This window comes from Atopomonas sediminilitoris, from assembly GCF_022601735.1.
GTDB lineage: Bacteria > Pseudomonadota > Gammaproteobacteria > Pseudomonadales > Pseudomonadaceae > Atopomonas > Atopomonas sediminilitoris.
The window spans coordinates 83,711-109,136 of sequence record NZ_JAKUMM010000005.1 but is presented as its reverse complement, the minus strand read 5'-3'; the positions used below and the strand labels follow the sequence as shown (position 1 = coordinate 109,136).

At 59.0% G+C, this 25,426-nt stretch carries 20 protein-coding genes; 12 read left to right on the top strand and 8 right to left on the bottom strand.

The window, feature by feature from the left end; translation table 11 throughout:
• The first annotated feature begins 33 nt into the window (after positions 1-33).
• A complete protein-coding gene (locus tag MKI83_RS08885) occupies positions 34-2,607 on the top strand; it encodes a TRAP transporter permease (RefSeq protein WP_241585007.1) in 2,574 nt (857 codons plus the stop codon).
• Between the two features lie 109 nt (positions 2,608-2,716).
• Here the strand turns inward: MKI83_RS08885 and hslO are convergent, their stop codons facing one another.
• A complete protein-coding gene (hslO, locus tag MKI83_RS08880) occupies positions 2,717-3,607 on the bottom strand; it encodes an Hsp33 family molecular chaperone HslO (protein WP_241585006.1) in 891 nt (296 codons plus the stop codon).
• Positions 3,608-3,700: 93 nt separating this feature from the next.
• Here hslO and MKI83_RS08875 point away from each other — a divergent pair, with 93 nt between their 5' ends.
• Positions 3,701-4,498, top strand: coding sequence for a phosphatase PAP2 family protein (locus tag MKI83_RS08875; RefSeq protein ID WP_241585005.1), 798 nt, complete (start codon positions 3,701-3,703; stop codon positions 4,496-4,498).
• Here the strand turns inward: MKI83_RS08875 and MKI83_RS08870 are convergent.
• Positions 4,489-4,881 carry an RNA-binding S4 domain-containing protein gene (locus MKI83_RS08870; protein WP_241585004.1) on the bottom strand — a complete coding sequence of 131 codons (393 nt, stop codon included), beginning with the start codon at positions 4,879-4,881 and terminating at the stop codon, positions 4,489-4,491. The genes MKI83_RS08875 and MKI83_RS08870 overlap by 10 nt on opposite strands.
• 134 nt (positions 4,882-5,015) lie before the next feature.
• Here MKI83_RS08870 and rimB point away from each other — a divergent pair, with 134 nt between their 5' ends.
• The gene (gene rimB, locus MKI83_RS08865; RefSeq protein ID WP_241585002.1) at positions 5,016-5,489 is read left to right on the top strand and encodes a retropepsin-like aspartic endopeptidase RimB; all 474 of its coding nucleotides are present in this window, start codon (positions 5,016-5,018) and stop codon (positions 5,487-5,489) included.
• Positions 5,490-5,542: 53 nt separating this feature from the next.
• Complete coding sequence (rimK, locus tag MKI83_RS08860) at positions 5,543-6,448, top strand: 30S ribosomal protein S6--L-glutamate ligase (RefSeq protein ID WP_241585000.1); 906 nt, start codon at positions 5,543-5,545, stop codon at positions 6,446-6,448.
• A gap of 42 nt (positions 6,449-6,490) precedes the next feature.
• On the opposite strand, the gene MKI83_RS08855 is transcribed toward rimK, so the two are convergent.
• Positions 6,491-10,207 (bottom strand): EAL domain-containing protein, encoded by a 3,717-nt coding sequence (locus MKI83_RS08855; RefSeq protein ID WP_241584997.1) that lies wholly within the window; start codon positions 10,205-10,207, stop codon positions 6,491-6,493.
• Positions 10,208-10,543: 336 nt separating this feature from the next.
• Between MKI83_RS08855 and MKI83_RS08850 the strand changes: the two genes are divergently transcribed.
• Positions 10,544-11,461: a LysR family transcriptional regulator gene (locus MKI83_RS08850; RefSeq protein ID WP_241584995.1), complete on the top strand. Its 918-nt coding sequence runs from the start codon at positions 10,544-10,546 to the stop codon at positions 11,459-11,461.
• Positions 11,462-11,476: 15 nt separating this feature from the next.
• Here the strand turns inward: MKI83_RS08850 and MKI83_RS08845 are convergent, their stop codons facing one another.
• Positions 11,477-12,334, bottom strand: coding sequence for a substrate-binding periplasmic protein (locus tag MKI83_RS08845; RefSeq protein WP_241584992.1), 858 nt, complete (start codon positions 12,332-12,334; stop codon positions 11,477-11,479).
• Between the two features lie 161 nt (positions 12,335-12,495).
• Between MKI83_RS08845 and MKI83_RS08840 the strand changes: the two genes are divergently transcribed.
• The 4 genes from MKI83_RS08840 to MKI83_RS08825 all read left to right on the top strand — a co-directional run bounded on the left by MKI83_RS08840 (position 12,496) and on the right by MKI83_RS08825 (position 17,602).
• Entirely contained in the window at positions 12,496-13,590 is a 1,095-nt protein-coding gene (locus MKI83_RS08840; RefSeq protein ID WP_241584990.1) for an FAD-dependent oxidoreductase, read from the top strand.
• 116 nt (positions 13,591-13,706) lie between these two features.
• A complete protein-coding gene (locus MKI83_RS08835; RefSeq protein ID WP_241584988.1) occupies positions 13,707-14,897 on the top strand; it encodes a DesA family fatty acid desaturase in 1,191 nt (396 codons plus the stop codon).
• 131 nt (positions 14,898-15,028) lie between these two features.
• Positions 15,029-16,003 carry a GGDEF domain-containing protein gene (locus tag MKI83_RS08830; protein WP_241584986.1) on the top strand — a complete coding sequence of 325 codons (975 nt, stop codon included), beginning with the start codon at positions 15,029-15,031 and terminating at the stop codon, positions 16,001-16,003.
• A 201-nt stretch (positions 16,004-16,204) separates the two neighbouring features.
• The gene (locus tag MKI83_RS08825) at positions 16,205-17,602 is read left to right on the top strand and encodes a pectin acetylesterase-family hydrolase (protein ID WP_241584984.1); all 1,398 of its coding nucleotides are present in this window, start codon (positions 16,205-16,207) and stop codon (positions 17,600-17,602) included.
• Here MKI83_RS08825 and MKI83_RS08820 read toward each other — a convergent pair.
• Entirely contained in the window at positions 17,590-18,297 is a 708-nt protein-coding gene (locus tag MKI83_RS08820; protein ID WP_241584982.1) for a PH domain-containing protein, read from the bottom strand. The two genes, MKI83_RS08825 and MKI83_RS08820, sit on opposite strands and share 13 nt — an antisense overlap.
• Before the next feature lie 93 nt (positions 18,298-18,390).
• On the opposite strand from MKI83_RS08820, the gene MKI83_RS08815 reads away from it, so the two are divergent.
• Entirely contained in the window at positions 18,391-19,110 is a 720-nt protein-coding gene (locus MKI83_RS08815) for a substrate-binding periplasmic protein (RefSeq protein WP_241584981.1), read from the top strand.
• Between the two features lie 6 nt (positions 19,111-19,116).
• On the opposite strand, the gene MKI83_RS08810 is transcribed toward MKI83_RS08815, so the two are convergent.
• Together MKI83_RS08810 and MKI83_RS08805 are read right to left on the bottom strand one after the other, a co-directional pair.
• The gene (locus MKI83_RS08810) at positions 19,117-19,515 is read right to left on the bottom strand and encodes a PaaI family thioesterase (RefSeq protein WP_241584980.1); all 399 of its coding nucleotides are present in this window, start codon (positions 19,513-19,515) and stop codon (positions 19,117-19,119) included.
• Positions 19,512-21,824 (bottom strand): Tex family protein, encoded by a 2,313-nt coding sequence (locus tag MKI83_RS08805; protein ID WP_241584979.1) that lies wholly within the window; start codon positions 21,822-21,824, stop codon positions 19,512-19,514. Before MKI83_RS08805 ends, MKI83_RS08810 begins: the two co-directional genes overlap by 4 nt.
• 164 nt (positions 21,825-21,988) lie before the next feature.
• Between MKI83_RS08805 and ompR the strand changes: the two genes are divergently transcribed.
• Together ompR and MKI83_RS08795 are read left to right on the top strand one after the other, a co-directional pair.
• Positions 21,989-22,726 carry an osmolarity response regulator transcription factor OmpR gene (gene ompR, locus MKI83_RS08800; RefSeq protein WP_241584978.1) on the top strand — a complete coding sequence of 246 codons (738 nt, stop codon included), beginning with the start codon at positions 21,989-21,991 and terminating at the stop codon, positions 22,724-22,726.
• A complete protein-coding gene (locus tag MKI83_RS08795; protein ID WP_241584977.1) occupies positions 22,723-24,027 on the top strand; it encodes an ATP-binding protein in 1,305 nt (434 codons plus the stop codon). The genes ompR and MKI83_RS08795 overlap by 4 nt, the downstream gene beginning before the upstream one ends.
• A gap of 17 nt (positions 24,028-24,044) precedes the next feature.
• Here the strand turns inward: MKI83_RS08795 and MKI83_RS08790 are convergent, their stop codons facing one another.
• Complete coding sequence (locus MKI83_RS08790) at positions 24,045-25,349, bottom strand: NAD(P)/FAD-dependent oxidoreductase (RefSeq protein WP_241584976.1); 1,305 nt, start codon at positions 25,347-25,349, stop codon at positions 24,045-24,047.
• Positions 25,350-25,426 lie beyond the last annotated feature (77 nt).

Genomic DNA, 25,426 nt, shown 5'->3' with positions numbered 1-25,426 from the left:
CTTGCCCTTTCTACTGCCGTATAGGTCTGACGTATGCAAAACGATAAGAACCTCTCTGCCGAAGAGCTGATTGCTCAGGATGTCGGCGCGCGCCTTCCGCTAGGGGTCATGGCCACGGTGATCGCCGTGTTGGCGGGCTTGTGGTCGCTGTTTCAACTGTGGATTGCTTCGCCGCTACCGTTTGTGGTCGGCGTGGGCGTGTTTAACAACACCGAAGCCCGTGCGATCCACCTCGCCTTTGCGCTGGCGCTGACTTTTTTGGTGTTCCCTGCGTTTAAGCGCTCCCCGCGTGACTATGTCCCGGCGGTGGATTTGCTGTTGGCCTTGGTGGCCTCGGCCACGGCCGCGTACATCTACATATTTTATGAAGCGCTAGCCAATCGGCCCGGCAATATCACCACCGAAGACTTGGTGGTGGCGTTGATCGGTATCCCGCTGCTGCTTGAAGCAACGCGTCGTTGCTTGGGCCCTGCGCTGGCGTTGATTGCATTGGTGTTCTTGGGCTACAGCTTGGCTGGCCCGTGGATGCCTAGCTTGCTGGCGCACAAAGGGGTTAGTTGGACCGCGTTGGCTAACCATCAATGGATCACCACCGAGGGCGTGTTTGGTATCGCGCTGGGGGTATCCACCGGCTTTGTGTTCTTGTTCGTGCTGTTCGGCGCCCTGCTGGAGCGCGCTGGGGCCGGCCATTACTTTATTCAGCTGGCCTTCTCCATGCTTGGCCACATGCGCGGTGGCCCAGCGAAAGCCGCCGTGGTGTCATCGGGCTTGACCGGTCTGATTTCCGGTTCGTCGATTGCCAACGTGGTGACGACCGGCACCTTTACGATTCCGATGATGCGCCGTGTGGGTTTCTCGGCGGAAAAAGCCGGGGCCGTGGAAGTCGGCGCCTCAGTCAACGGCCAAATCATGCCGCCGGTGATGGGCGCGGCGGCGTTCTTGATGGTCGAGTACGTGGGCATTCCGTATATCGACGTAATTAAGCACGCTTTCCTGCCAGCGATGATTTCCTACATCGCACTGCTGTACATCGTGCACCTTGAGTCGATGAAGTTGGGCCTTAAAGGCCTGCCACGGCGCGATACGCGGCCATGGCTGCAGCGCTTGCTGGGCTTTGCCTTCGGGGCAGCGTTTATTAGCGGCTTGTCGCTGGCGGTGTATTACGGCTTGGGCTGGCTCAAGCCGGCGCTGGGCGATGCAGCTACTTGGGTTGTCGCCGGGATGCTGGCGGCGGTGTACGTCGGCTTGTTGAAGATTGCCGCCAACATGCCCCCGTTACCGGCCGAAGATCCGGATGCGCCGCTAGAAGAGTTGCCAGAGACCCGCGCTGTGTTGCTGTCGGGCCTGCACTTCATCCTGCCGGTGGTGGTGCTGGTGTGGTGCTTGATGGTCGAGCGCCTGTCGCCCGGTTTGTCCGCCTTTTGGGGCACGGTGATCTTGATGGTCATCTTGCTGACCCAGCGCCCGCTGCTGAACTGGCTGCGGCAAGGCGATGAGCATCAACACGGCAGCTTTATGGATGGCGTGATTGATCTGCGCGAAGGCTTGATCGCCGGTGCGCGCAACATGATCGGTATCGGTATCGCCACGGCGACCGCCGGTATCATCGTCGGTGCGGTGTCGCAAACGGGCGTGGGGCTGGTGTTGGCCGACGTGGTTGAAGTGTTGTCCATGGGCAACCTTGTGCTGATGCTGCTGCTGACCGCCGTGCTGAGCTTGATTCTGGGCATGGGCTTGCCGACCACCGCCAACTACATTGTGGTGTCCAGCTTGCTGGCGCCGGTGGTGGTGGCGCTGGGTGAGCAAAACGGCCTGTTGGTGCCGCTGATTGCGGTGCACTTGTTCGTGTTCTACTTCGGCATCATGGCTGACGTCACGCCGCCGGTGGGCTTGGCCTCGTTTGCCGCGGCGGCGGTGTCCAAGGGTGACCCGATCAAGACCGGTATCACCGCGTTCTACTACAGCTTGCGTACGGCGGCGCTGCCATTCCTGTTCATCTTCAACACCGACTTGCTGTTGATTGATGTGGACTGGCTGCACGGCATCATGATCTTCATCGTGGCGACGGTGGCCATGCTGATCTTCGCGGCAGCGACGCAGGGTTGGTTTATCGTGAAGAGCCGCTGGTATGAAACCGTGCTGCTGCTGTTGATCGCCTTCTCGTTATTCCGCCCAGGCTTCTGGATGGACATCATCCACCCGCCTTACGAAGATCGCCCAGCCAGTGAGCTGGTGCAGGTCTTAGATGAGTTGGAGCCTAAAGATGTGCTGCGTTTGCGCATTCGCGGCGAAGATGCGGTCGGCGATAAGCGCGACTTTAGCGTGCTGCTGCCCGTGCCGGCTGGTGCTAGCGGTGCAGAGCGGATGGAAACCTTAGGCATTACCTTGTACGAGCAGAACGGTAAGTTCTTGATCGACTCGGTAGGCTTTGCCAGCCCCGCGAAGACCGCAGGCTTAGACTTTGACCAAGAGATTCTGATGGTTAAGTCACCCAGCGATCGTTGGGCGAAAGAGTTGATCTGGCTGCCGACCCTAGGCTTGTTAGTCCTAGTGGTGATGTTGCAGTGGCGTCGCCGCGAGCCTGAGATCACGCCAGTTAAGGCATAATGTCAGCCGCGTTTTGAACGCATAAAAAGCCCTGCAACCGAAGCCCTGCAACCAAAGCCCCGCAACCGAAAGGTGCGGGGCTTTTAATTGGCGCTTTAGGGCTAAGGCGTTAGTGCTGGGTGCCGCTGGGGGCGACAACGCCGCCACCGTTAAATAGCTGACCAATGTCGGCACGATCAAAGCTGTAGCGCTGATTGCAGAACTGGCAGTCGATGGTCACGGCGCCGTCTTGCTCGTCGGCCAGTTGCAGGGCGTCATGTTCGCCAAGGCTGACCAAAGCGTTGGCCGAGCGCTCGCGCGAGCAGCTGCAGGAAAACTGCACGGGTTGCGGCTCAAACAGGCGCACTTCCTCTTGGTGATAGAGGCGGTGCAGCAAGGTTTGGTTGTCGAGCCCGAGCATTTCTTCCGCATTTAGGGTGTCGGCCAGGGTGACCAAGTGCTCCCAGGTATTGGCGCGCTCCTCACTGTCTAGCTGTTTGTGCTTGGGCAGTGCTTGCAACAGCAAACCGCGCGCACGGCGGCCATCGGCGTACAGCCAGAATTGGGTCGGCAACTGCTCGGAGGAGGCAAAGTAGCTGCTTAAGCTTGCCGCTAAGCTGGCGTCTTCTAACGGCACAATGCCTTGATAGCGCTGACCCTTAATCGGGTCGATGGTGATAGCCATTACGCCGTCGGGCATCAGCTCGCGCAGGTCGGCGCTGTCGCCGACGGTGTCATCAAAACGGGCAATACCGCGTACCAATTGTTGATCGGTGCATTCGATCATCAATAATTTGAGCGGCCCCTCGGAGCGCGCCTGCAGCACCAGTACTCCTTCAAATTTTAACGTGCTGGATAACAGCGAGGCGGCGGCTAATAACTCGCCCAACAGCTGTTGTACCACCACGGGGTAGTCGGTGCGGGCCAGCACTTCGTGGTAGCTGTGCTCAAGGGCCGCCAGTTCACCACGCACATCGTTGGTGTCGAACATAAAGCGTTGAATGTGATCGGTGTCTGGCATTGGGAAAGGTACCGTGAGTCGTACAAAGGGTGACAATACAATGACATGCCGTTATAAACGCGCCGTGTTTTGCCCCGAAAAGGAGTTCATTTTATGAGGATTACTACGCCGCTCCAACCACGCTGGTCGTTTGCTGGCTTGTTGGTGTGCTTTGTTTTGGCCGTGTTGTTGCTCGCCAGTTGGCTGTTTGCGCCGACCCACGCGGTGTGGGAGAGCTTAGACACGCAAGCGTTTTATCTGCTCAATGAGCCGCTGGCGCATTACCCCGCCTGGGCGTGGGTTTGGGCGGTCGGCAGTGTGCGGGTAACCGATCTTGCGGTCGCTGCTTTGATGTTGCTGCTGGTGATGCGCGGCGATTTATTTTTTCCTGCGGCCCAAGTGCGATTGGCTTTAATCTGGCTAGTCATGGCCATGGTGCTGTTATTGGTGCTGCGTACCGGCTTTAACCAGTTGGTCAAGGCGTTGGACTGGCAGCATGCGGGGCCATCGCTCCAGCTGACCGCGGTGCGCTTGTCAGAGATGTTTGTGGGCTGGGAGCAATGGGGCTTGAAAGATGCCTCCAAGCGCAGCTTTCCCGGTGACCATGCTTCGGTGCTGATGCTGTGGGGCTTGTTTCTGGCACGGGTGGCGCGCTGGCCGGCACGTATCGGCTTGCTGTTGCTGGTTTGTGTGTTGATGATGCCGCGCTTAGTTGCCGGTGCCCACTGGCTGAGTGATAACGCCGTCGGTGGTTTGTTCATTGCCTTGCTGAGCTTCACCCTGAGCGTGCACACACCCTATGTGCTGCGTGGTGCGTTATGGCTTGAAAATCGATTGCAGCCGTTGCTGGCATGGTTACAACGCTTGCCTTGGGTGGGTAACTGGGCGGTGTTGCGTCAGTATCAATCGTGATCGTGATGAAAGTCGCGTAATTGCCGGCGCTGTTTCTTGCTCGGGCGCCCGTCGGTACTAACGCCCAGCGCGCCGGCCTTACGCAGCGCCGCCGCTTGCTCGCGCTGGGTGATGCTGTCAGCGCTTTCGGCGTACAAGGCTTGTGCCTCGGGTGCGCCACGGCGCTGATCAGATAATTTCAGTACACTCACCGTGCGGCTATCAAAGCCGGTGCGCACGGTGAGTGTCTCGCCCACACGAATCTCTTTGCTGGGCTTACAGCGCTCGCCTTGACACTGCACCTTGCCGCCTTCGATCGCGGCTTTGGCTAAGGCGCGCGTCTTAAAAAAACGCGCCGCCCACAGCCATTTATCTAATCGTAGCTTTTCGTCGCTAGCCTGCATCTGCTCGACCTGTAAGGGAGGCAAAAGAGGCCAGTGTACGCTGCTGTCACTGGCTTTAAAAAATCGCCTGCTACACTTAGCGGAGGCTCTACGTAGCCTGTGTACGGAAATCGGCGGGTTATTAAGGAGAATTAATGAGCGACAGCGAACACCATTTGCCGATGGTGATTGGCTTGCGCGAGTGGGTGGCTTTGCCCGAGTTGGGCATTGATGCCTTGCGCATGAAAGTGGATACCGGTGCAGCCACCTCCGCTTTGCACGCCAGCGACATTGAGTTGTTTGAACGGGACGGGCAGACCTGGTTGCGCTTTACCGCGCACATCGGAATTAAACAACATGTCGCCCTTCCCGGTTGCGAGGCCCTGCTACTGCAAGACAAGCGCATTCGTAGCTCCAATGGCCATGTGCAACACCGTTACGTTATTCGCACCTTAATGCAGTTGGGCGAGCGCCTGTGGCCCGTCGATATGACACTGACTTGTCGCAAAGCCATGCGCTTTCGCGGCTTACTCGGCGCCAAGGCCATGATGTCCGGTAACTTGCTGGTCAATCCGGCCCTTACCTACGTGCAAGGTAAGCCGAAAATTCGTTTAAGCGACACCCTATAACAGTCGCTGCCGGTTGGGCGGCGACTCAGAACAACAACCACATAGGTACACCCATGAAAATTGCTGTGCTGTCCCGTAACGCCAAACTCTACTCCACCCGCCGTTTGGTGGAGGCTGGTGAAGCGCGCGGCCATGAAATGGTGGTAGTCGACACCCTGCGTTGCTACATGAATATTGCAAGCCACAAGCCGCAAATTCATTACAAGGGCACGTCGCTGGAGGGCTTTGATGCGGTGATTCCGCGCATTGGCGCTTCGGTGACGTTTTACGGCTGCGCCGTGCTACGGCAGTTCGAAATGATGGGCGTGGCGCCGCTGAACGAGTCGGTGGCGATCACCCGCTCGCGCGATAAGTTGCGCTCACTGCAGCTGTTGTCACGCAAGGGCATTGGTTTGCCGATCACCGGGTTTGCCCACAGTCCGGATGACATCCCCGATCTGATTGAAATGGTCGGCGGCGCGCCTTTGGTGATTAAGCTGTTGGAAGGCACCCAAGGCATTGGCGTGGTGCTGTGTGAGACGCCCAAAGCGGCCGAGTCGGTGATCGAAGCCTTTATGGGCTTGAAAGCCAACATCATGGTGCAGGAATACATCAAAGAAGCCGGCGGTGCCGATATCCGCTGCTTTGTGGTGGGCGATAAGGTGATTGCGGCGATGAAGCGTCAGGCTAAGCCGGGCGAATTCCGCTCTAACCTGCACCGTGGCGGCTCTTCCAGCCTGATTAAGATCACCCCAGAGGAGCGGATGACCGCGATTCGTGCGGCTAAAGTCATGGGGCTGAATGTGGCGGGTGTGGATATCTTGCGTTCGAACCACGGCCCTGTAGTGATGGAGGTGAACTCGTCGCCGGGCCTAGAAGGCATCGAGAAAACCGCCGAAAAAGATGTGGCGGGCATGATCATCGAGTACTTGGAAAAGAACCATCAGCCCAGCCAAACGCGCACCCGCGGCAAGGGCTAAAAGCGTGCTAATGCCGCTGTAACAAAGCAACCGGGTAAGCGATTACCCGGTTTTTTGTGTGCGGTTAAGCCCTAACTTATCGCTGACCCAGCGCTTAAAGTCATCAGCCTCCAGCGGCTTGCTCCATAGGTAGCCTTGCCCTAAATGGCAGCCGCGCTCGCGTAAAAACTGCCATTGCACGTCTTCTTCAACGCCTTCGGCGACCACCTCTAAATGCATTTGTTTGGCGATGGCCAGCATGGTGTCGACCAGCACTATGTCATTGGCATCTTTGGGTAGGTCACGCACAAAGCTGCGATCAATTTTCAGACGATCCAGCGGCAGTCGTTTGAGGTACGTCAGCGAGGAGTAGCCGGTGCCGAAGTCATCAATCGCAAACTGCACACCCAGTGCTTTGATCGAACGCATGATGCCGATGCCTTTTTCGACATCGTGCAGCATGCTGCCCTCGGTAATTTCAAGCTCTAGCAATGACGGGGCGATGCTGTGTCGCGTGATGGCGTTGATCACCTCGTCGCGCAGTTGCTCGCTGCGCAGGGATTGCGCGCTGAGATTCACCGCCATGCGCAGCGCCAGTTCAGGCCACAAGCGCTGCCAGCGAGCTTGCTCGGCGCAGGCTTGATCGAGTACCCAGAGGCCGAGTTCGGGCATTAGGCCAATCTCTTCGGCCAAGCCGATAAAGCGATCAGGCGGTACGTTGCCGAGCAACGGATGCTGCCAGCGCAGCAGGGCTTCAGCGCCCGTGGGCTTGCCGGTTTGCATGTCGACTTGTGGTTGGAACACTAACCGCAGCTGCTTGCGCTTGAGGGCGTGGCGTAGCTCGTTTTGTAGGGTTAGGCGTTCGTCGAGACTTTCCTGCACTTCGGCGGAGAAGAAGCGCAGCGTGTTGCGCCCCGCCCCTTTGGCCAAGTACATGGCGGCATCGGCTTGGCGAAACACGTCCTCGGCTTCTTGATCGTGTTGGGGGAACAGGCTGATACCAAGGCTGGCGCTGATGGCAAGATCGACCTCGCCGACCGGCACGCTGTCATGCAGGCTGCTAATGACCTTGGCGGCGATGCGCGTGGCAGCGTCGATGGCCTGTTCGCGGCTGTCGCCGAGGCTATCCAGCAGCACGACAAACTCATCGCCGCCGCTACGGCCTAAGGTGTCTTCATCGCGCAGGCGACTGCGCATGCGCTTAGCCACGCTGCACAGCAGTTGATCGCCAACGGTGTGGCCTAGGCTGTCGTTGACGTGTTTGAAGTGATCAAGGTCGATCAGCAGCACCGCGCCGAATTGGTTTTGCCGCCGCGCACGAGCCATGGCTTGTTGCAGGCGATCATTAAGCAGCACGCGGTTGGGTAGGCCGGTGAGGGTGTCGTGAAAGGCCAGGCGCTCGATCTCTTTTTGGTAGCGCAAGCGCTCGGAGATGTCGTTAAAGCTGGCGCGCACTAAGGGCTGCGCGCCAGGCATGCGAATCAGGCGTACTTCGCAGGTGCGCGGGCTGCCCTCGGCGCTGAGCAATCGCCATTCAAACACGGGCTGTTGACCGTCGAGCGCTTGGCGGAAGCGCTCGGCGATATCGCTATCGCCGGGGTTAGCCTGCGCCAAGCGCTCATTCAGCACTTCAACGCTTTTGCCGTAGAGCGCCTCGCGCTTACAGCGCAGCATGCGCTCGGCGTGGCCGTTGGCTTCGACAATGCCCTGCTCGGCATCCCACAAAATGATGGCCTCTGGCGCGTATTCGACGATAGCGCGGTAACGTTGCTCGGCTTCGCGGCGCTGGGTGATGTCTTCAATCAGGCCGATGCAATACTGCAGTTGGCCGCTGCGATTGCGCACGGCTTGCACCAGCAGGCGGGCATAGACGATCTCGCCGTCGGCACGGCGGTAGCGTTTTTCCAGCTCGTAACTGTCGCGTTCACCCGCTTCGACCTCATCGAAAAGGCGCAGGTCTTTGTCCACATCCTCTGGATGAGTGAGCTGCCGCCAGTTGAGTTTGAGCATTTGTTCGCGGGTGTAGCCGAGTATGTCGCACAAGCGCTGGTTCACCTCGAGCCATTCTTGTTGTAACGAGGTCAGTGCCATGCCCAGGATCGGCGCATCAAAGAACAGACGCAGGCGTTGGTCTTGCTCGCTCAGCTGTTGCTGTGTTTCGCGCCAAGAGGTGATGTCTTGGATGGCACCGTAGAGGCGAATAGCGCGCCCTTCTTCGGCCTGCACCAGTCCTTTGATACGCAACCACAGCAAGCGTTTTTGTGCGTTGCAAACGCGTACTTCAAAGTCAAAAGGTTGGCCGGTTTCTACGGCTTTGCGCATGGCGTGGCGAACTTTGCCGCGATCTTCGGCGGTGTAGAAGCTCAAAGAGCTTTCTAAGGTGGGCTTGAAGTCATTAGGCACCTGCAGGATTTGGTACACCCCTTCGGTCCAATAGATGTCTTGGCTGCCGACGGCCCACGTCCAGCCGCCAATGTCGCTGATGGCCTCGGTTTGGCTGAGCACGCGGGCTTGGCGCAATTGCGCTTCGCGGCTGTGCATCAGCTCATGCATCAGGCGCTCACGGGCGCTGACGTCTTGGTGCAACAAGATGTAATAACGGCCTTGGCGACCGTTTATCAGCGGTGCCAAGGTGATTTCATCCCAAAATAGATGGCCGTCTTTGTGGTATTGCCGTACCACCACTTGGCAGGCCTCGCCGGTGGCCATGGCTTCGCGCAAAAGCAACATGCCGCCTTGCATAAGGTCTTCACCGCTAAGTATTTCATCGCCTTTGCCTAGCAGCTCGCTGCTGGTAAAGCCGGTCATCTGGCTGTAGGCCTGATTGACATAGGTAATGGGGCGATTGTTGGGTTCGGCGTCTAGCACAACCACGCCCAGTGGGCAGGCGTTGAGCACTTGGCGGCTGAGATCCAGTTCGGTCTGTATCGATTTGCGCCAGCGGTAAGCGCTGCGTAAATCGCTCAGGATGCGGCCGGTGAAGGCGCAGGCGCCGCCAGCCAGTGCGAGGTATGCCAGCTCCAGTGCGTTTAGCGGTACAGCTTGCCACGGCAGTTGTAATTGCCACAGGGCGACGATGGCCAGACTCAGGCAGGCGCCGCGCATACCGGTAAATAGGGCGCTACTGATCAACAGCGTGCACGCCAGCAGCAGGGCGTGCGGGCTGGGTAGGTAGACCAATAGGGCCAGTATCACCGCGCCGGTGATCAGCATCCACGGTGCCGGCCAATCGCGGCGACTTTGTTGTCGGTTGCTGCGCGTGCTGCTGCGCAGCAGGGTTGGGCTGAGGTAATGCAGCAGCGGTACGCCGATGGCGGTGAGCATGGCAAAGTTGGCTGCCCACAGCGCTAATGCGGGCTCGGGATGCCAGTGAGCGCTAAACAGGGCTTGGCTCAGACTGGCTAGCGCGGCTATGCCAAGGCTGCTTAATAGGAAGCGTTGAATGGCGACCAAGCGCGGCAGGCCGCTGCTGATCGGCAAATAGCGTTGGCTCAGCAGGAGTAAACACGGGGGCAGGCTGACGCTAAGGATATGCGCGCTGCTCGGCATCGTTTGTTGCAGCCCCATGCTCGTTGCCAGTAACAGCAGCGGTTGCAGGGCTAAGGCCGGCCAGCCAAGCCAAAACCATGCGACACAGCCTGCCGCTAAGCCGGCAAAGCCTATCTGCCAAGTGTCACGGCTGGGTTGAAGTAAATCGATACTGTGGGCGGTTACTAGCAGCAGTATCACTGCAATCCATGCCAGCCGGTGTGCGGCCATCCGGCCTACCGAAGCGTCCATAAGCAGTCTCCTTGCTAATGGGATCAGTCTAGACAGCGCTCCATAGCGCAGCGTTGTCGTAAGGCTGGCAAAATGACGGGCGGTCGCTGCGCGGGCCTTAGCTGTCTGCCGCTGGGCGGTGGTGATGGCTGGTTGAGCACGACCAATATGACAATGGTCGCAATCGTGCTGCTAAAATTCACTATTTGAGGGTTTTTGTCGGGAAAATAGTGAAATTTGTTGTTGGTTGAAAGTGAGCGAGATTTGGTTAGTTTTTTTGCTGACATCCAGCAGGATGTAAAGTGCCAATTGGAATAAAGTGTTAGGCCAGCCTTACACGGCTCATGGGGAACCGTTATGAACCGCAATGATCTGCGGCGTATCGATCTGAACTTGCTGATTGTGTTTGAAGCCATGATGCATGAACGCAGCGTGACGCGAACTGCAGAAAAGCTGTTTCTCGGTCAGCCGGCCATCAGCGCGGCGCTGGGGCGCTTGCGTAGCTTGTTTGATGATCCCTTGTTTGTGCGCAATGGCCGCATCATGGAACCCACCGCGCGCGCGCAAGAGTTGTTCGACTTGTTGGTGCCGGCACTGGACTCCATCTCAAACGCGATCAGTACCGCCAGTGATTTTGATCCGGCCACCAGCGATGCGGTGTTCCGTGTGGGCTTGAGTGATGAGGTGGAGTTTGCCTTGTTGCCGGCGCTGCTCAAACGCATCCGCAGCGAAGCCCCGGGGGTGACCTTGGTGGTGCGGCGGGCCAATTACTTGTTGATGCCGGGGTTGCTGAGCTCCGGCGAGATCACCGTTGGCGTCAGTTACACCGAAGAACTGCCGGCTAATGCCAAACGTAAAACCTTGCGCCGCAGCGTGCCGCGCCTGTTGCGCGCCGACACGGCGCCCGGGCCGGTGAGTCTGCAAGATTACTGCCGCCGTCCGCATGCGCTGGTGTCTTACGCCGGCGATTTAAGCGGCTTTATTGATGAGGCCTTGGCCGAGCAAGGCTTGAGTCGGCGTGTGGTGCTGGCGGTGCCGCAGTTTAATGGCTTGGCCAGCCTGCTCAGTGGTACGGACATGCTCGCCACTGTGCCGGATTACGCGGCAGCGGTGCTGATCGCGCGTGGTGGCTTACGTGCCGAGCCGTTGCCGTTGTCGGCGCGCAGTTTTGAGTTGTCGATGGCGTGGAGCGGCGCCCACGATAACGACCCTGCCGAGCGCTGGCTGCGCTCGCGCTTGCAGATGTTTATCGCTGATCCCGACAGCCTGCGTTAGCGCCTGGCGGTTCTCTCAGGGCTCACGCAGCAAATAGTTGCAGCTAGGGCACAGGGTGTAGTGATGCACGTAATCTTTGGCCAGCTGATAAATCTCACCGTTGCCGTGCATGGTCAACAGTTGGTCGTTGAGCTGCTCAAGAAAGTCCTGCAGGTAGGGGTAACGATCACGCTGGCGCCGAGTAAAGCCCACGTAGGTGGCTTGTTTGGACACCGTGAGCACATCCAGCAACTGTTGCGTGCGCTTGAGTAGAGCCGGATCTAGCTGGCTGTGATTAAAGCGTTCAATTTCTAAGCGCGTCGACAACCGGTCATTCAGATAACAGTCGCTGCGCCCTTTGGCCAGCATCATCAGGCTGAGCTCGGTGGAGCGGGCGTTGATCTCATGGATTGCCTCGCGCTGGCGCAGCGCCTTATAGCGTTCACCGCCTAAGTCATAGCCAGTGTTCACGCCAATCCGTAAGCCGGCGAACGAGTCAGGCCAGTGAAGTGATTTCTGCGTATTGAGGTGTTCAGGGTGGCAAAACAGCGCCACGGACTCTTCGAACAAGGGTACCGAGTACGGCCACATATAGGGCCTTGCTGTGGGGTGCCAGTAGGGTGGGTACATGCCCATCACATCGCCCTGCTCGACGGCCTTGAGCGCGCGCTTCCATGGCATGGGTTGCAGGGTGACGCGGTAATTAGGCATGCGGCTGAAGGCGCGGCGCAAAATAAGCGCATAGAAGCCCGACGCCTCGCCGTTTTCGCTAAAGGAGTACGGCGGATAGCCATCGTCAGCATAGAGCAGCACGTCTTGCACGGCGGCGGCTTGGCTCGGCGCACTGAGCAACGCACCAGCCCAGAGGGCTACACCCATCAACAGTTTCAGCATAACGACTTCTTTCCAAGGATGGCCTCAGTCTAGCCAACCCGCACGCGGCTTGCTGCCGCCGGTTGCAGTCATTGGATGATCGGTCTCTTTGCCGATCAAATCTGGCGCGAGTCCATAGCAACGACCACACTGAAGGCATTGAGGCAAACAGGGGGAACAGCATGAAGTCTTGCGATTTAGTGTTGCTGGGGGCTGGGCATGCTCACTTGGGGGTATTGCGCTTGTGGGCTGCGGGGCAGCGGCCGCCGGGGCGGATTGTGCTGGTGTCGCCACAGCCGTTTGCTTGGTATTCGGGCATGTTGCCGGGGCTGTTGGCGTGGCGATATCAGCCGGATGAGTGCCGTATCGCGTTGGAGCCTTTGTGCCAAGCGGCAGAAGTGGAGCTGATCGAAGGCACGGTTGAGCACTTTGATGCGCGGCAGAGCTTGGTGCGCTTAGGTAATGGCCAGTTACTGAAGGGGCGTTACGTGTCGCTCAATTTGGGTGGCCAGACCCGCGTGCCGCCGCAGCGCGATGTCAGTTTAGATTTGTTGGGGGTCAAACCCTTTAGCCAGTTTTTGGCCGGTTGGCAGCGCTGGCAGCAAGAAGGCTTGAAGCCACTGGCTATCGTCGGCGGCGGCCCAGCGGCGATTGAGCTGGCGCTGGCGCTGAGTAATCAACCGATTGGACAAGAGTTGGCGTTGATCTGCCAAGGCGAGTTGCTGGAGCAGCACCCCGCCGCGCTGCGGCAAAAAGTGCGTCGGTTGTTAGCGCAACAAGCGGTGGAGCTGCGCGAGCATTGTCGGGTGGACCTGATCGAGCACAACACCTTGCGCTTGAGTAATGGTCGCAACTTGGCCTTTGAGCGGGTGATCTTAGCCACCGGCAGCGCCCCGCTCGACTGCTGGCAAACCAGCGGCTTGCCCTTGGATAAACACGGCTTTATCCGTATCAACCCTCAGTTACAGGCCCTCAACCATAAGCACGTGTTTGCCGTCGGTGATAGCGCCAGCTTGCCCGGTGCCGCTCACAATGGCGTGTATGCCGTGCGGATGGGCCCCGTGCTGGCCGCCAACTTAGCGGCCAGCCTGCAAGATAAGCCGCTGCAGCGTTATAAACCGCAGGCGCAAACCCTTGCGCTGTTGGCCGATGGCAGTGGCGGTGCCTTGCTGAGCTGGCATGGTTTGAGCGCTAGCGGGCGTTGGGTCGGCTGGTGGAAGCACTGGCTAGATCAGCGCTTTATGCAGCGCCACCGCTGGTTACCGCTGGAGGCGTAATACCGCGTTGACAGGGCGTTCGTCGCAAGAACTGAATCTAAGTTCATTTTAAGCCATAATGCGCCAACCTCTGGCGCATGCGCCGGTAACAGCAGTTCATTTGAGGATTAAATTCCATGTGGTACAACGGCTTGCTTGACCTTTCTGTCTGGCAATTGGTGCTCGTCACCCTGCTGCTCACGCACATCACCATCATCAGCGTGACGGTTTATTTGCACCGTTTCTCGGCCCACCGTGCCTTGGACCTGCATCCTGCGTTACAACATTTTTTCCGCTTTTGGTTGTGGCTGACCACCGGGCAAAACACCCGTGAGTGGACGGCTATCCACCGCAAACATCACGCTAAATGCGAAACCAGCGAAGACCCGCACAGCCCGCAAGTGTTGGGCTTATTCACCGTGCTGCGCCGCGGTGCCGAGCTGTATCAAGACGAGGCCAAGAATCAGCAGACCTTAGATGTCTACGGCAAAAACTGTCCCGATGATTGGATGGAGCGCAACGTCTACAGCCGTTACACCTTTGGCGGGATCGTTGTGATGGCGGTGCTGGATCTGCTGTTGTTTGGCGCCTTGGGCATGACCATTTGGGCGATTCAGATGGTGTGGATTCCGTTCTGGGCTGCCGGGGTGATCAACGGCATTGGCCACTTTTTTGGCTACCGCAACTTTGAATGCAGCGACGCTGCAACCAACATCAGCCCGTGGGGCATTCTGATTGGTGGCGAAGAACTGCATAACAACCACCACACCTACCCCAACTCGGCCAAGTTGTCGGTCAAGCCGTGGGAGTTCGACTTGGGTTGGGCTTACATTCAGCTGTTTAGCGCGTTGGGTTTAGCCAAGGTTAAGCGCACCACGCCGATCGCCCACCGCGTTGAAGGCAAGCGCAGCTTGGATTTAGATACCGTGATGGCGATTGCCAACAACCGCTTTCAGGTCATGGCCGAGTTCCGCCGCACGGTGATTGCGCCGTTGGTACAGACAGAAAAACTGCGCCTTGAAGACAAGTTCAGCGGTCTTGGCCGCAGCGCCAAACGCTTGTTGGCGCGCGAAACCAGCTTGTTGGATGCACGCCACAAAATGCGCCTCGACACCCTGTTTAGTCGCAGCGATGCGCTCAAGCAGGTGTACGAAAAGCGCCTTGCCCTGCAAACCATCTGGACCGAACGTCGCAACAACGCCCATGAGATGCTCGAAGCCATGCGTCAGTGGATTGCCGATGCTGAAAATAGCGGTAACCAAGCCCTACAAGCCTTTGCCGAACAACTGAAAAGTTATTCGCTGCGCCCAGCTGTGCAGATGGGCTAACGCTTAAGTCTCATTACGCCGCGCAATAAGCCCACTTTTTAGTGGGCTTTTTTGTTCTTTCAAATAAGGAGTGACTTCGCGCTAACCTGAGAAAATTTCAGCAATGAAGCGTAAGTTCAGGGAAGGTGCGTATGGTGGCGGGTAAGAACCCCCTTGCCGATCAGGTCGCAACGCAAGACGCGATGCTAGAGGGCTTGGCGCTGCGCAGCACCGAGGTGCATTTGTTGGCGCGGCAGCTGACGCTGCTCAATCGTCTGCTGGCCACCGTCCCGCAGGTGTTGTGGGTGTATGACCCTCAAGATAAGCGCGTGCTGTATGTCAGCCCGGCCTTTGAGCAGGTGTTTGGCTTGAGTTTGGCGCAGGTACAAAGCAACGCATCGGTATGGCATGCGCAAGTCCATCCGGAGGATCTGCCCGGGTTAAGAGCCAGTGTGCGCCGTACGATTGAGCATGGCGAAACGCAGGAGCAGGAATACCGCTTGTACCGCAAAGGGCAGCTGCGCTGGATCCGTGACCGTTGTTACCGCACCTATGACGAAGATGACAATCGGCCCTTGCTGGTGGGCATTGCCGAAGACATCACCGAAAACAAACACCTGCACACCGAGCTGCAACGCCTGGCCACGGAAGACGGCCTGACCCAGTGTCAAAACCGTAATCACTTTTTGCATTGCGCACGTTTTGAAATAGATCGTGCGCAAGAAAGTGGCCTGCCGCTGGGGTTTTTGATGTTGGACGTCGATGATTTCAAAGCGATCAATGACCAGCACGGCCACCATGTCGGCGACCAAGCCCTGCGTGCATTGGCCGAGTGTGGGCGGCAAGTGCTGCGCCGTGGTGATCCGTTTGGCCGCGTCGGTGGTGAAGAATTTGCCGCCGTGCTGATCAACTGCCCGCCCGTGCAAGGCCGGCAGATTGCCGAAAGGCTGCGCGATGCCATCAGTACCTTGTATGTGAGCAGTCTTGAGGGCTCGGTCAGCATCACCGCCAGCATGGGTCTGTGCTGGTTAAAGCCGAGCGACAGCCTCGACAAGCTGTATCAGCGCGCCGATCAAGCGATGTACGCGGCTAAGTCCGCCGGCAAGAACTGCATCGTTGAAACTTAGCCGCAAACGGCCTCGGTTTAGCTATTAGCTGTTTCTGCTAATTGCTAATCGATCTTGTTGGCCACGACCGCAGGTAAAAAGCTGAACTATCGTTGACTTTGCCGCGCAGCATGGCGGCCCCTTGTTTCCCAGTCGTACTCAGCGGGAATCAGGCTGGCCAGCGGGCCAGCCCTCTCATAACAAGAACAAGAGGGACTTCACATGCGTTTTATCCGGCAATCCCGTGTCCTCATCACGGCGCTTGGGCTGAGTGTGTTGTGCGTCGCCCCTGTGCACGCTGAGTCTGGCGACTATGGTTTTTGGACCACGCTCAAGCACCTGACATCGCCGCCCAAAGCCGACAACAAAGTCACGGCGGCCCAGCGTGTTGGGCCGTATCCCATGCTGGCCAACCCCAGCAACTTCCCGCAGAGCTTTAAGCCGGGCCTGTATTGGAGCTGGCAAAAGGTTGAGATGGCCCCGCAAACGGGCGCGGTGTGTGGTGATGGTTCGCCCTACAAGTTTTTCGTCAATCGTGTGCCCAACACCAGCAACACCATCATTTATTTAGAAGGTGGCGGCGCATGCTGGGGCTACCAAAGCTGCAGCGGCCAGAGTGGTATTCGCGGTGCCCGCAACCCCAATGGCATACCCGACAATTACATGAGCTTGCTGAATCCGGGCGCGAGTTTGGTCAGCCCGTTAGTGGTGCGCTTGCACCCGTGGACGCGGACTAAAAGCCAAAACTGGAACATGGTGTACGTGCCCTATTGCACCGGCGATATTTACGCCGGCGACAAAGTGGCGGTGTACAGCAACCCCAGTGACGCCAATAAGCCCTTGGTGTGGCATCACAATGGGCTGTGTAATATGCGCGCCACGCTGGGTTGGCTGAAAGACAACTTGCAGCGTCCCACGCAATTGCTGACCACCGGTTGCAGTGCTGGCGGTGCGGGGAGCTTGAACAACTATGCGGCGATCCGACAGGACATGGCGCCCAACAAGGGCTACCTCATCAACGACTCAGGGCCGATCTTTACGGCGCTGGCCAATGGCAGCGAGCAAGATTATCCGTCCAAGCCGTTGCAGGCGTTGATTCGGGGCGCGTGGGGTTTAGATGCAGGCCCCATGGGGTATTTGCAAAGCCGTTTGCCCGGGTTTAATCCGAGCGACTTGGGCAGCTTGTACTCGGCGTTATCCAGCCATTTGCCCAGTGACCGCATGGGGCATACGCATTTTTGGCAAGATCAGAACTACTCGGCCTACTCGTACGAGCGCTTTTATGGCGACATCATCAATGCGCCAGACCAAGCCAGCAAAGAAGCCCGCATTACTGCGCGTTGGAATGTCGATACCGGTCGCTTAAAAACCCAGTTGGCCAGCTTGAACAATGTCGGCGGCTATTTCCCGCAGTACCGCGCGGTGAATGAAAGCCATTGCACCACCATCATCGAGTTTGCCAATGCCGATATCCAAGAGCAGAACCTGCAGTTGGATCACTTCGTCAACAATGTACTCGAAGGCTCAGGGCCGGTGCTGAGCGCCAGTGAAAGCAGCGACACGGCAGATCGCAATAAGCCGTTTAACTTGCTGTATTACGTGTTGGGTCAGTTGCTCTGATCGGGGTCGCGCGCGGCGCCGCTGGCATTAGCCAGTGCCGCCTCGCGCGCGGCTTGTAAGCGCTGGCGCAGGTACTCGTCGCGGGTCACGCCCAGTGGTAAGGCGCTGTCACTGCTGGCCATGACCTCACTGACGATGCGCGCTTCCTCGCTCTTGTATTGCTGGAAGGCTTGAGCCTCCACAGCATCTTTCAACCCTTGCTGGGCTCTGGCTGCGCTGCGTGCTTGATAGCGCGCCAGCAGTTGATCGGCGGCGGCTTTTTGGCTGGCTTCGTCTGCGCCTTGGGCTTGTATCAGGGCAATGTGCAGTAGCAGCGCCTCATTCATGGCTAGTGCGCCGCTCGCTTCGCGCTCCTCAATCGCTTGGGCAAACGCTTCGGCCTGTGCATCGCGGCTGGCTTCGGGTAAGGCGCTGGCTTGGCTAAAGAAGTCGCGCAGCGTGCTCTCGAAAGCTAGTTTGTCTTGATAAGCCTGCGTTTGCGGGGCTTGCAGCAAGGCTTGTTGCTCGGCGTTCAGTGATGCGGCGGTAGCCTCGTGCGCAGCGATGGGCGCGGCGCTAGGGCCGGCGCTTGCCGTGGCTGGCTTGGGATTGGTTTGGCTGGCAGAGGTGCTGGGCCACCACCACCACACCGCAGCGCTAAGGCCAAGCACGGCGCTGACGGTTACAAGCCTTGAGGTATTGATCAATGCGGGCATGCGCGATTCCTTGCGGTGGTTGTGCTGCACGTTAGCTAGTCTAGGCTTAAATCGTTGGGTGAGTGGCTCCGTGGATAAAGGCACAGGGACGGTATGCGCAGACGAAGCTGGATTTTAGGATGGTTATGCTTAGCGCCCTTGGCATGGGCTGACACGCCGCCGCTGCATCTGGTCACGGCCGATGGCCCGCCACACATGCAGGCCAGCTCCGGCACGGGGCTAGACATCGACATTGCGCGGGCGGCTTTGGCCCGCGCGGGGCGGCAGATAACGCTGGAGTTCATGCCGCTTAATCGCGCGTTCGCTTCGCTGCAAGATGGTAAGGCTGACCTCATGCTGCCTTACTTCAATGCGCCACAGGCTGGGCTGTATCTCTCGCAGCCGTATTTGCAATATCGCCCCGCCGTGTTTATGCAAGACCACGGCGGCCCCGCGCCGGTGCAGCAGTTAGCCGATTTGGCGCAGTTTCGGATTGCGACGTTTCAAGGTGCACGCGGTTATTTTGGCGAGGTGTTTGTCCGCGCCAGCGAGCAAGCGCCCGATTACAGTGAAGTGCAAAACATGGCGTCACTGGTCGACATGCTGGCTTACGGGCGGGTGCAAGTGGTGGTGCTGGATGAGTGGATTTTCCAGCACTACTACCGAGAAAAGCGCCATACCTTTCCACACCGCGTGCTGTCGCATGTGATTCCGGCGGTGCCTGCGGTGGCGGTGTTTAAAGACGCGACACTGCGCGATGCGTTTAATCGTGGCTTGGCCTTGTTGCAAGACAACGGCGAATACGAAGCGCTGCTGGCCTATTATCGGCGCTAAGTCGCCTTAGTCGCTGGTGCTGACCAAGCGGGCGAAGGTCGCCAGGGTTTTTACCACTAATTTACCGTGCTGGATGACCTCGGCTTCGAGCACTAAGGTGCGTTTGCCGTTGTGCAAAATCCGCGCGTGGCAGTCGACCACGCCGTCCGCCACGGGGCGGATAAAGTTGAGTTTGCACTCCACCGTGACACAGGGCTGATCGGCGCCAAAGCGCTCAAAACAAGCCAGCCCCATGGCAGTGTCAGCCAGCGCCATCAGGGCGCCGCCGTGCAGCATGCCCGAGAGATTGCGCAGCTCGGGCGTGACCGTCATCTGCAGGTGGGTGCAGCCGTCAGCGGCCGCCAGCACTTGTATTCCCAAGTGCTGGCTAAACGGGCTGCCGACAAAGCCTGCGGGTAGGCTCATTTTTTCAGCTGTTTAGCATTAGCAAACAGCGCCGCCATGGCGTTGCTGGCCGGTGCCGGTTGCTGCTTGGGCACGGCATTACGCGGGGCGCTCTGGCCTTTGCCGCGACCACCTTGGCGGGGGCCGTCGACCTTCTCGCCGGGGGTGTCGTCCATACGCATGGTCAAGGCGATGCGCTGACGGGGGATATCCACCTCCAGCACCTTCACGCGGACGACGTCGCCTGCCTTGACCACTTCGCGCGGGTCTTTGACAAAGGTGTGCGACAGCGCACTGATGTGCACCAAGCCGTCTTGATGCACGCCAACATCGACGAAGGCGCCAAAGTTGGTGACGTTGGTGACCACGCCTTCTAGCTGCATACCCAGTTGCAGGTCGTTGAGCGTTTCGACGCCGTCTTGGAAGCTGGCGGTTTTAAACTCGGGGCGCGGGTCGCGGCCGGGTTTGTCCAGCTCGGCAAGGATGTCGGTGACGGTGGGCAAACCAAAGGTTTCGTCGGTGAATTTGGCTGGGTCCAAGCGCTTCAAGAAGCTGGAGTCGCCAATCAAACTGCGAATATCGCGCTGGGTGTCCAGCGCCATGCGCTCGACCACAGGGTAAGCCTCAGGGTGCACGCCCGAGGTATCCAGCGGGTTGTCGCCGTTCATCACGCGTAAAAAGCCCGCGGCTTGTTCGAAGGTTTTTTCACCCAAGCGCGACACCTTGAGTAGCTCGGCGCGGTTGTTGAACGCACCGTGGGCATCGCGGTGGCTGACGATGTTCTGCGCCAAGGTCGCATTCAAGCCTGAAATACGCGCCAACAGCGGCGCCGAGGCCATGTTGACGTCCACGCCGACGGCGTTCACGCAGTCTTCCACCACCGCATCCAGCGAGCGCGCCAGCTTGAGCTGCGACACATCGTGCTGGTATTGACCGACACCGATGGCTTTGGGCTCGATCTTGACCAGTTCGGCCAGTGGATCTTGCAGGCGACGGGCAATCGACACCGCGCCGCGAATCGACACATCCATATCGGGGAATTCTTTGGCCGCCAGCTCCGAGGCGGAGTACACCGACGCGCCCGCCTCGCTGACCATCACCTTGGTCATGCCCAGGCCCGGCGCTTTTTTGATCAGATCAGCGGCCAGCTTGTCGGTTTCGCGACTGGCGGTACCGTTGCCAATGGCGATCAGGTCGACGCCATGTTTGGCGCATAGCTTAGCCAGCACGGCCAAGGCTTCGTCCCAGCGATTGCTCGGCGCATGCGGGTAGATGGTGGCGGTGTCGAGCACCTTGCCGGTGTTATCCACCACCGCCACTTTGCAGCCGGTGCGCAAGCCTGGGTCCAGCCCTAACGTGGCGCGCGGGCCGGCCGGGGCGGCCAACAGCAGGTCTTTGAGGTTGCTGGCGAACACGCGAATCGCCTCGTCTTCGGCTTGTTCGCGTAAGTCACCCAAGAGCTCGGTTTCTAGGTGGGTGTAGAGCTTGACCTTCCACGTCCAGCGCACCACATCGCCGAGCCACTTATCGGCGGCGCGGCCTTGCTGGCTGATGCCGACGTGCGCGGCAATGATCGGCTCGGCGGGGTGCATTTGCCCCGGCGCTTCATCGCCAACGCGCAACACCACGCTGAGGATGCCTTCATTGCGGCCACGGAAAATCGCCAGCGCGCGGTGCGACGGCGTGTTCTTGAACGGTTCGTCGTGCTCGAAGTAGTCGCGAAACTTGGCGCCTTCGCTTTCTTTGCCGGGGCTGACGCGGGCGCTCAATTGCGCATCCTGCTTGAGCAGCTGGCGCAGTTTGTCGATCAAGCCGGCGTCTTCGGCAAAGCGCTCCATGAGGATGTAACGCGCGCCTTCCAAGGCGGCTTTCACATCGGCCACGCCCTTGTCGGTGTCGACAAAGCCGGCGGCGAGCGTTTCGGGCACTTGGCTTGGGTCAGTAAACAGACTGTCAGCCAGCGGGCCAAGGCCGGCTTCTAGGGCGATCTGCCCTTTGGTGCGGCGCTTGGTCTTGTAGGGTAGGTAGAGGTCTTCGAGGCGGGTTTTGGTCTCGGCGGCGTTAATCTCGCGCGCTAACTCGGGGCTTAATTTGCCCTGCTCTTCAATGCTGGCGAGGATGCTGCTGCGGCGCTCTTCAAGCTCGCGCAAATAGCGCAGGCGCTCTTCAAGATGGCGCAGCTGCGTGTCGTCTAGACTGCCGGTGACTTCTTTACGGTAACGTGCGATGAACGGCACCGTGGAGCCTTCATCAAGCAGGGCAACGGCGGCTTGCACCTGCGGTTGACGGACGCCAAGTTCTTCGGCGATGCGCTGGGCGATACTGATCATGCGCGAGCTAACTCATAACAATGGAAAGCTCGGGATTATAACCACCCTCGACAGCAGCGCGAGCGCTCAAGGGAATGCTTGTGTAACGTCTTGCAAAGATTGCGCTTTGAGCCTGGCGAGTGCGATGGGCCACAATGCGAATCAAAGGAATAGGGAGAGCACCGATGAATGACGTGGTGAACAACGCGGAAAGCGGCAAAATTCTGGTGGTGGATGACGATGCCCGCCTGCGCCGTTTGCTTGAACGTTTTTTGGCCGAGCAGGGTTACAGCGTGCGTGCGGTGGAAGACACCGAGCAGATGGATCGCCTGTTGGCCCGCGAGCATTTCAACCTGGTGGTGCTCGATTTGATGATGCCCGGCGAAGACGGCATCAGCGCCTGTAAGCGTTTGCGCGCCGAGGGCAATCCGATTCCGGTGATTATGCTCACCGCGCGCGGTGACGAAGGCAGCCGTATCGAAGGGTTAGAAACCGGCGCTGACGACTATCTGCCCAAACCGTTTAACCCGCGTGAGCTGTTAGCACGGATCAAAGCCGTGTTGCGCCGCCAAGGCCCGACGATTCCTGGCGCACCGCTGACCGATGAGGCAGAGGTGACCTTTGGCGAGTTTCGTCTCGACTTAGGCACACGCGAGCTGCACAAGCCGGATGAGGTCAGCATGCTCACCAGCGGTGAGTACGCGGTGCTCAAAGCCTTGGTGCAGCACCCGCGTGAGCCGTTGAGTCGTGACAAGTTGATGCAGCTGGCGCGGGGCCGTGAGTGGGATGCGCTGGAACGCTCGATTGATGTGCAGATTTCGCGCTTGCGCCGCATGATCGAAGTCGACCCGTCCAAGCCGCGCTATATCCAAACCGTGTGGGGTGTGGGTTACGTGTTTGTTCCGGACGGCCAAAACAAGTGAGTTCGAAGTGGCTACCGCGCAGCATTTTTGCGCGGGTGTTGTGGCTGATCTTGGGCGTGGTGTTGTTGTCCAAGGTGCTGACCTTTTTGTACCTGTGGGCCAACGAAGACGCTCTGGTGGATCGCCACTACAGCGCCAACACCGCGCGCATGATTCAAGGGTATTGGGCCACGGATGCCGAAGATCGTGCGCGTTTGCTCAGCGCCGTGGGTATGCGTTTGGCGGACGCCAAGCAGCTGCCGCCCACCGAGCAACACTGGCCCTATAACGAGATTTTTCAGCGTCAGCTCGAGCAAGCGCTCGGCGGGCCGGCCGACATCATCCTGCGTATCGCCAATGAGCAACGCCTGCTGGTACGCGCACCGAGTCTGGGGCCTGATTGGTTGGAGTTTCCGCTGTCGCCGCACCCTTTGCGGGGTAAGCGGGTGTGGAATGTGCTGGCGTGGTTGGGGGTGATTGGTTTGGCCTCGACCTTGTCGGCGTGGTTCTTGGTCAACCAATTGCTCCGGCCCATGGAGGTGCTGAAGCAGGCCGCCGGTGCGGTCGGCCATGGTGGCAAGGTCAAGCTGGCCTTGGGGCGTGAACCCAGTGAGATGACCGAAGTGTACGAGGCGTTTAACCATATGAGTGCCAGCATCGATCAAGCCGCCCTGGAGCGCGAATTGATGCTGGCCGGGGTATCGCATGACCTGCGCACGCCGCTGACCCGTATGCGCCTAGCGCTGGAGCTGGGCGCGGTGGATGACGCCGAGATGCACGACGACATGGTGCGTGACATCGAGGACATGAACGAAATCCTCGATCAGTTCATTGCCTTTATCCGCGATGGCCGTGACGAAAGCGAGGAGCCGGTTGACCTTAACTTGCTGGTCAGTGAAGTGGTGGCGGGCTTTAACCAGCACGAAGAGCGCGTCTGCCTGCAGCAAGATGAAATCCCCTTGCTGCCGCTGCGGCGCGTGGCCTGCAAACGCATGTTGACCAACTTGGTGGGTAACGCACTGAAATACGGGCTTAAAAACGTCGAAGTGCAGACCACCATCGAACGTGACAGCGTGCTGCGCAGCAGCGCCGTGGTGCGCGTACTCGATCGCGGTGCGGGGGTCGATGCCAGCGACATCGAGCGCCTGTTCCAGCCGTTTGCTCGTGGTGATCAATCGCGTGGCTCGAGCCAAGGCTCGGGGCTTGGCTTGGCCATCGTGCGCCGTATCGCCCAGCTACACGGTGGCACGGTAGAGCTGAATAACCGCGAAGGTGGCGGCCTAGAAGCCAAGCTGCGCTTGCCGCTGCCGCTGGAAGACTGAGACGGCTTGGTGCGATCTCAGCGTAACTTCTCCAGCAATTGGTAGTACCACATACCCGCCGCCAGCATAGGATTGCCGAGCACGTCACCCAGCGGCACTTTGATGTGTTGGCAGGCGGCAAAGGTGTCGAAGCGGGTTAATTGGCCGCTCATGGCCTCGGCCATGATTTCGCCCATGATGTGCGTGGTGGCCACGCCGTGGCCGGAGTAGCCCTGACAGTACCAAACGTTATCCGACAACTTGCCCAGTTGCGGGATGCGGTTCATCACAATGCCCATGGCGCAGCTCCATTGATGCTCGATGGCCACCCCTTTGAGTTGAGGGAAGGTGCGCTCGATGCACGGGCGCAGCTCGCCGGCGATATCGCGCGAGTCACGCCCGGAATAGTTGGCGCCACCGCCAAACAGCAGGCGGCTATCGGCGGTCAGGCGGTAGTAATCCAGCACAAAACGGCAGTCATACACGGCCAGATCGTGCGGGTTGATCTGCTTGGCTAAGTCGCCCAGCGGTTCGGTGGTGACGATGCCGCCCATCGCCGGAAAGATCATGCCCTTGAGCTGCTTTTGCGCCAACTTGTGGTAGACATCGCCGGCCAGCAAGATTTGTTTGGCCTGCACACGGCCGTGGGCGGTGATTAGCGCGGGCTGATCGCCGTGAACGATGTCGAGTACGGGCGAGTCCTCAAATATTAGCGCGCCCAAGCTGGCCGCCGCACGGGCCTCGCCGAGGCACAAGTTCAGCGGATGCAAGTGCAGGTTGCGGGTGTTGTACACCGCGCCGCAGTACAAGTCGCTGGCTAATTTAGTGCGCACCGCAGCGGCGTCCAGCAGGCTGACCTCATCGCCCATGCCGCGGGCTTGGGCCTCGGCAACGCTGGCCTTGAGCTCATCCATGTGGCTGGGTTTCATCGCGGTATGGAGGTGGCCGCGCTTCAGGTCGCAGTTGATGGCGTACTTAGCCACGCGTTGCTCAATGATGCGGTGACCGCGCCAGCGTAAGTCCCAGATAAAATCATCGACTTCGTGGCCCAAGGTGGCGCGCATTTGTTTGCGCATGGCGCTATCGCCGGAGAGCGAGCCGGTCACTTGTCCACCGTTGCGCCCGCTGGCCCCCCAGCCAATTTTATGCGCCTCAACCACGGCCACGCGGTAGCCGCGTTCGGCCAGCTCAACCGCGCTGGCGACCCCAGTAAAGCCGCCGCCAATGATGGCGATATCGACGCTGACCTCACCGCGCACGGCCGGATAATCGCTTTCGTGCTGCAAGCTGGCGCTGTAATACGAAGGGCTGCGAACCGCGTGGGGGGTGGCAAAGGCAGGCATACAGGCTCCGACGGTGAGGACTAAGCACTCAGCCTGACAGGCAACAAAGGTTAGATAAAGCGGGCTTTGTCGACCTT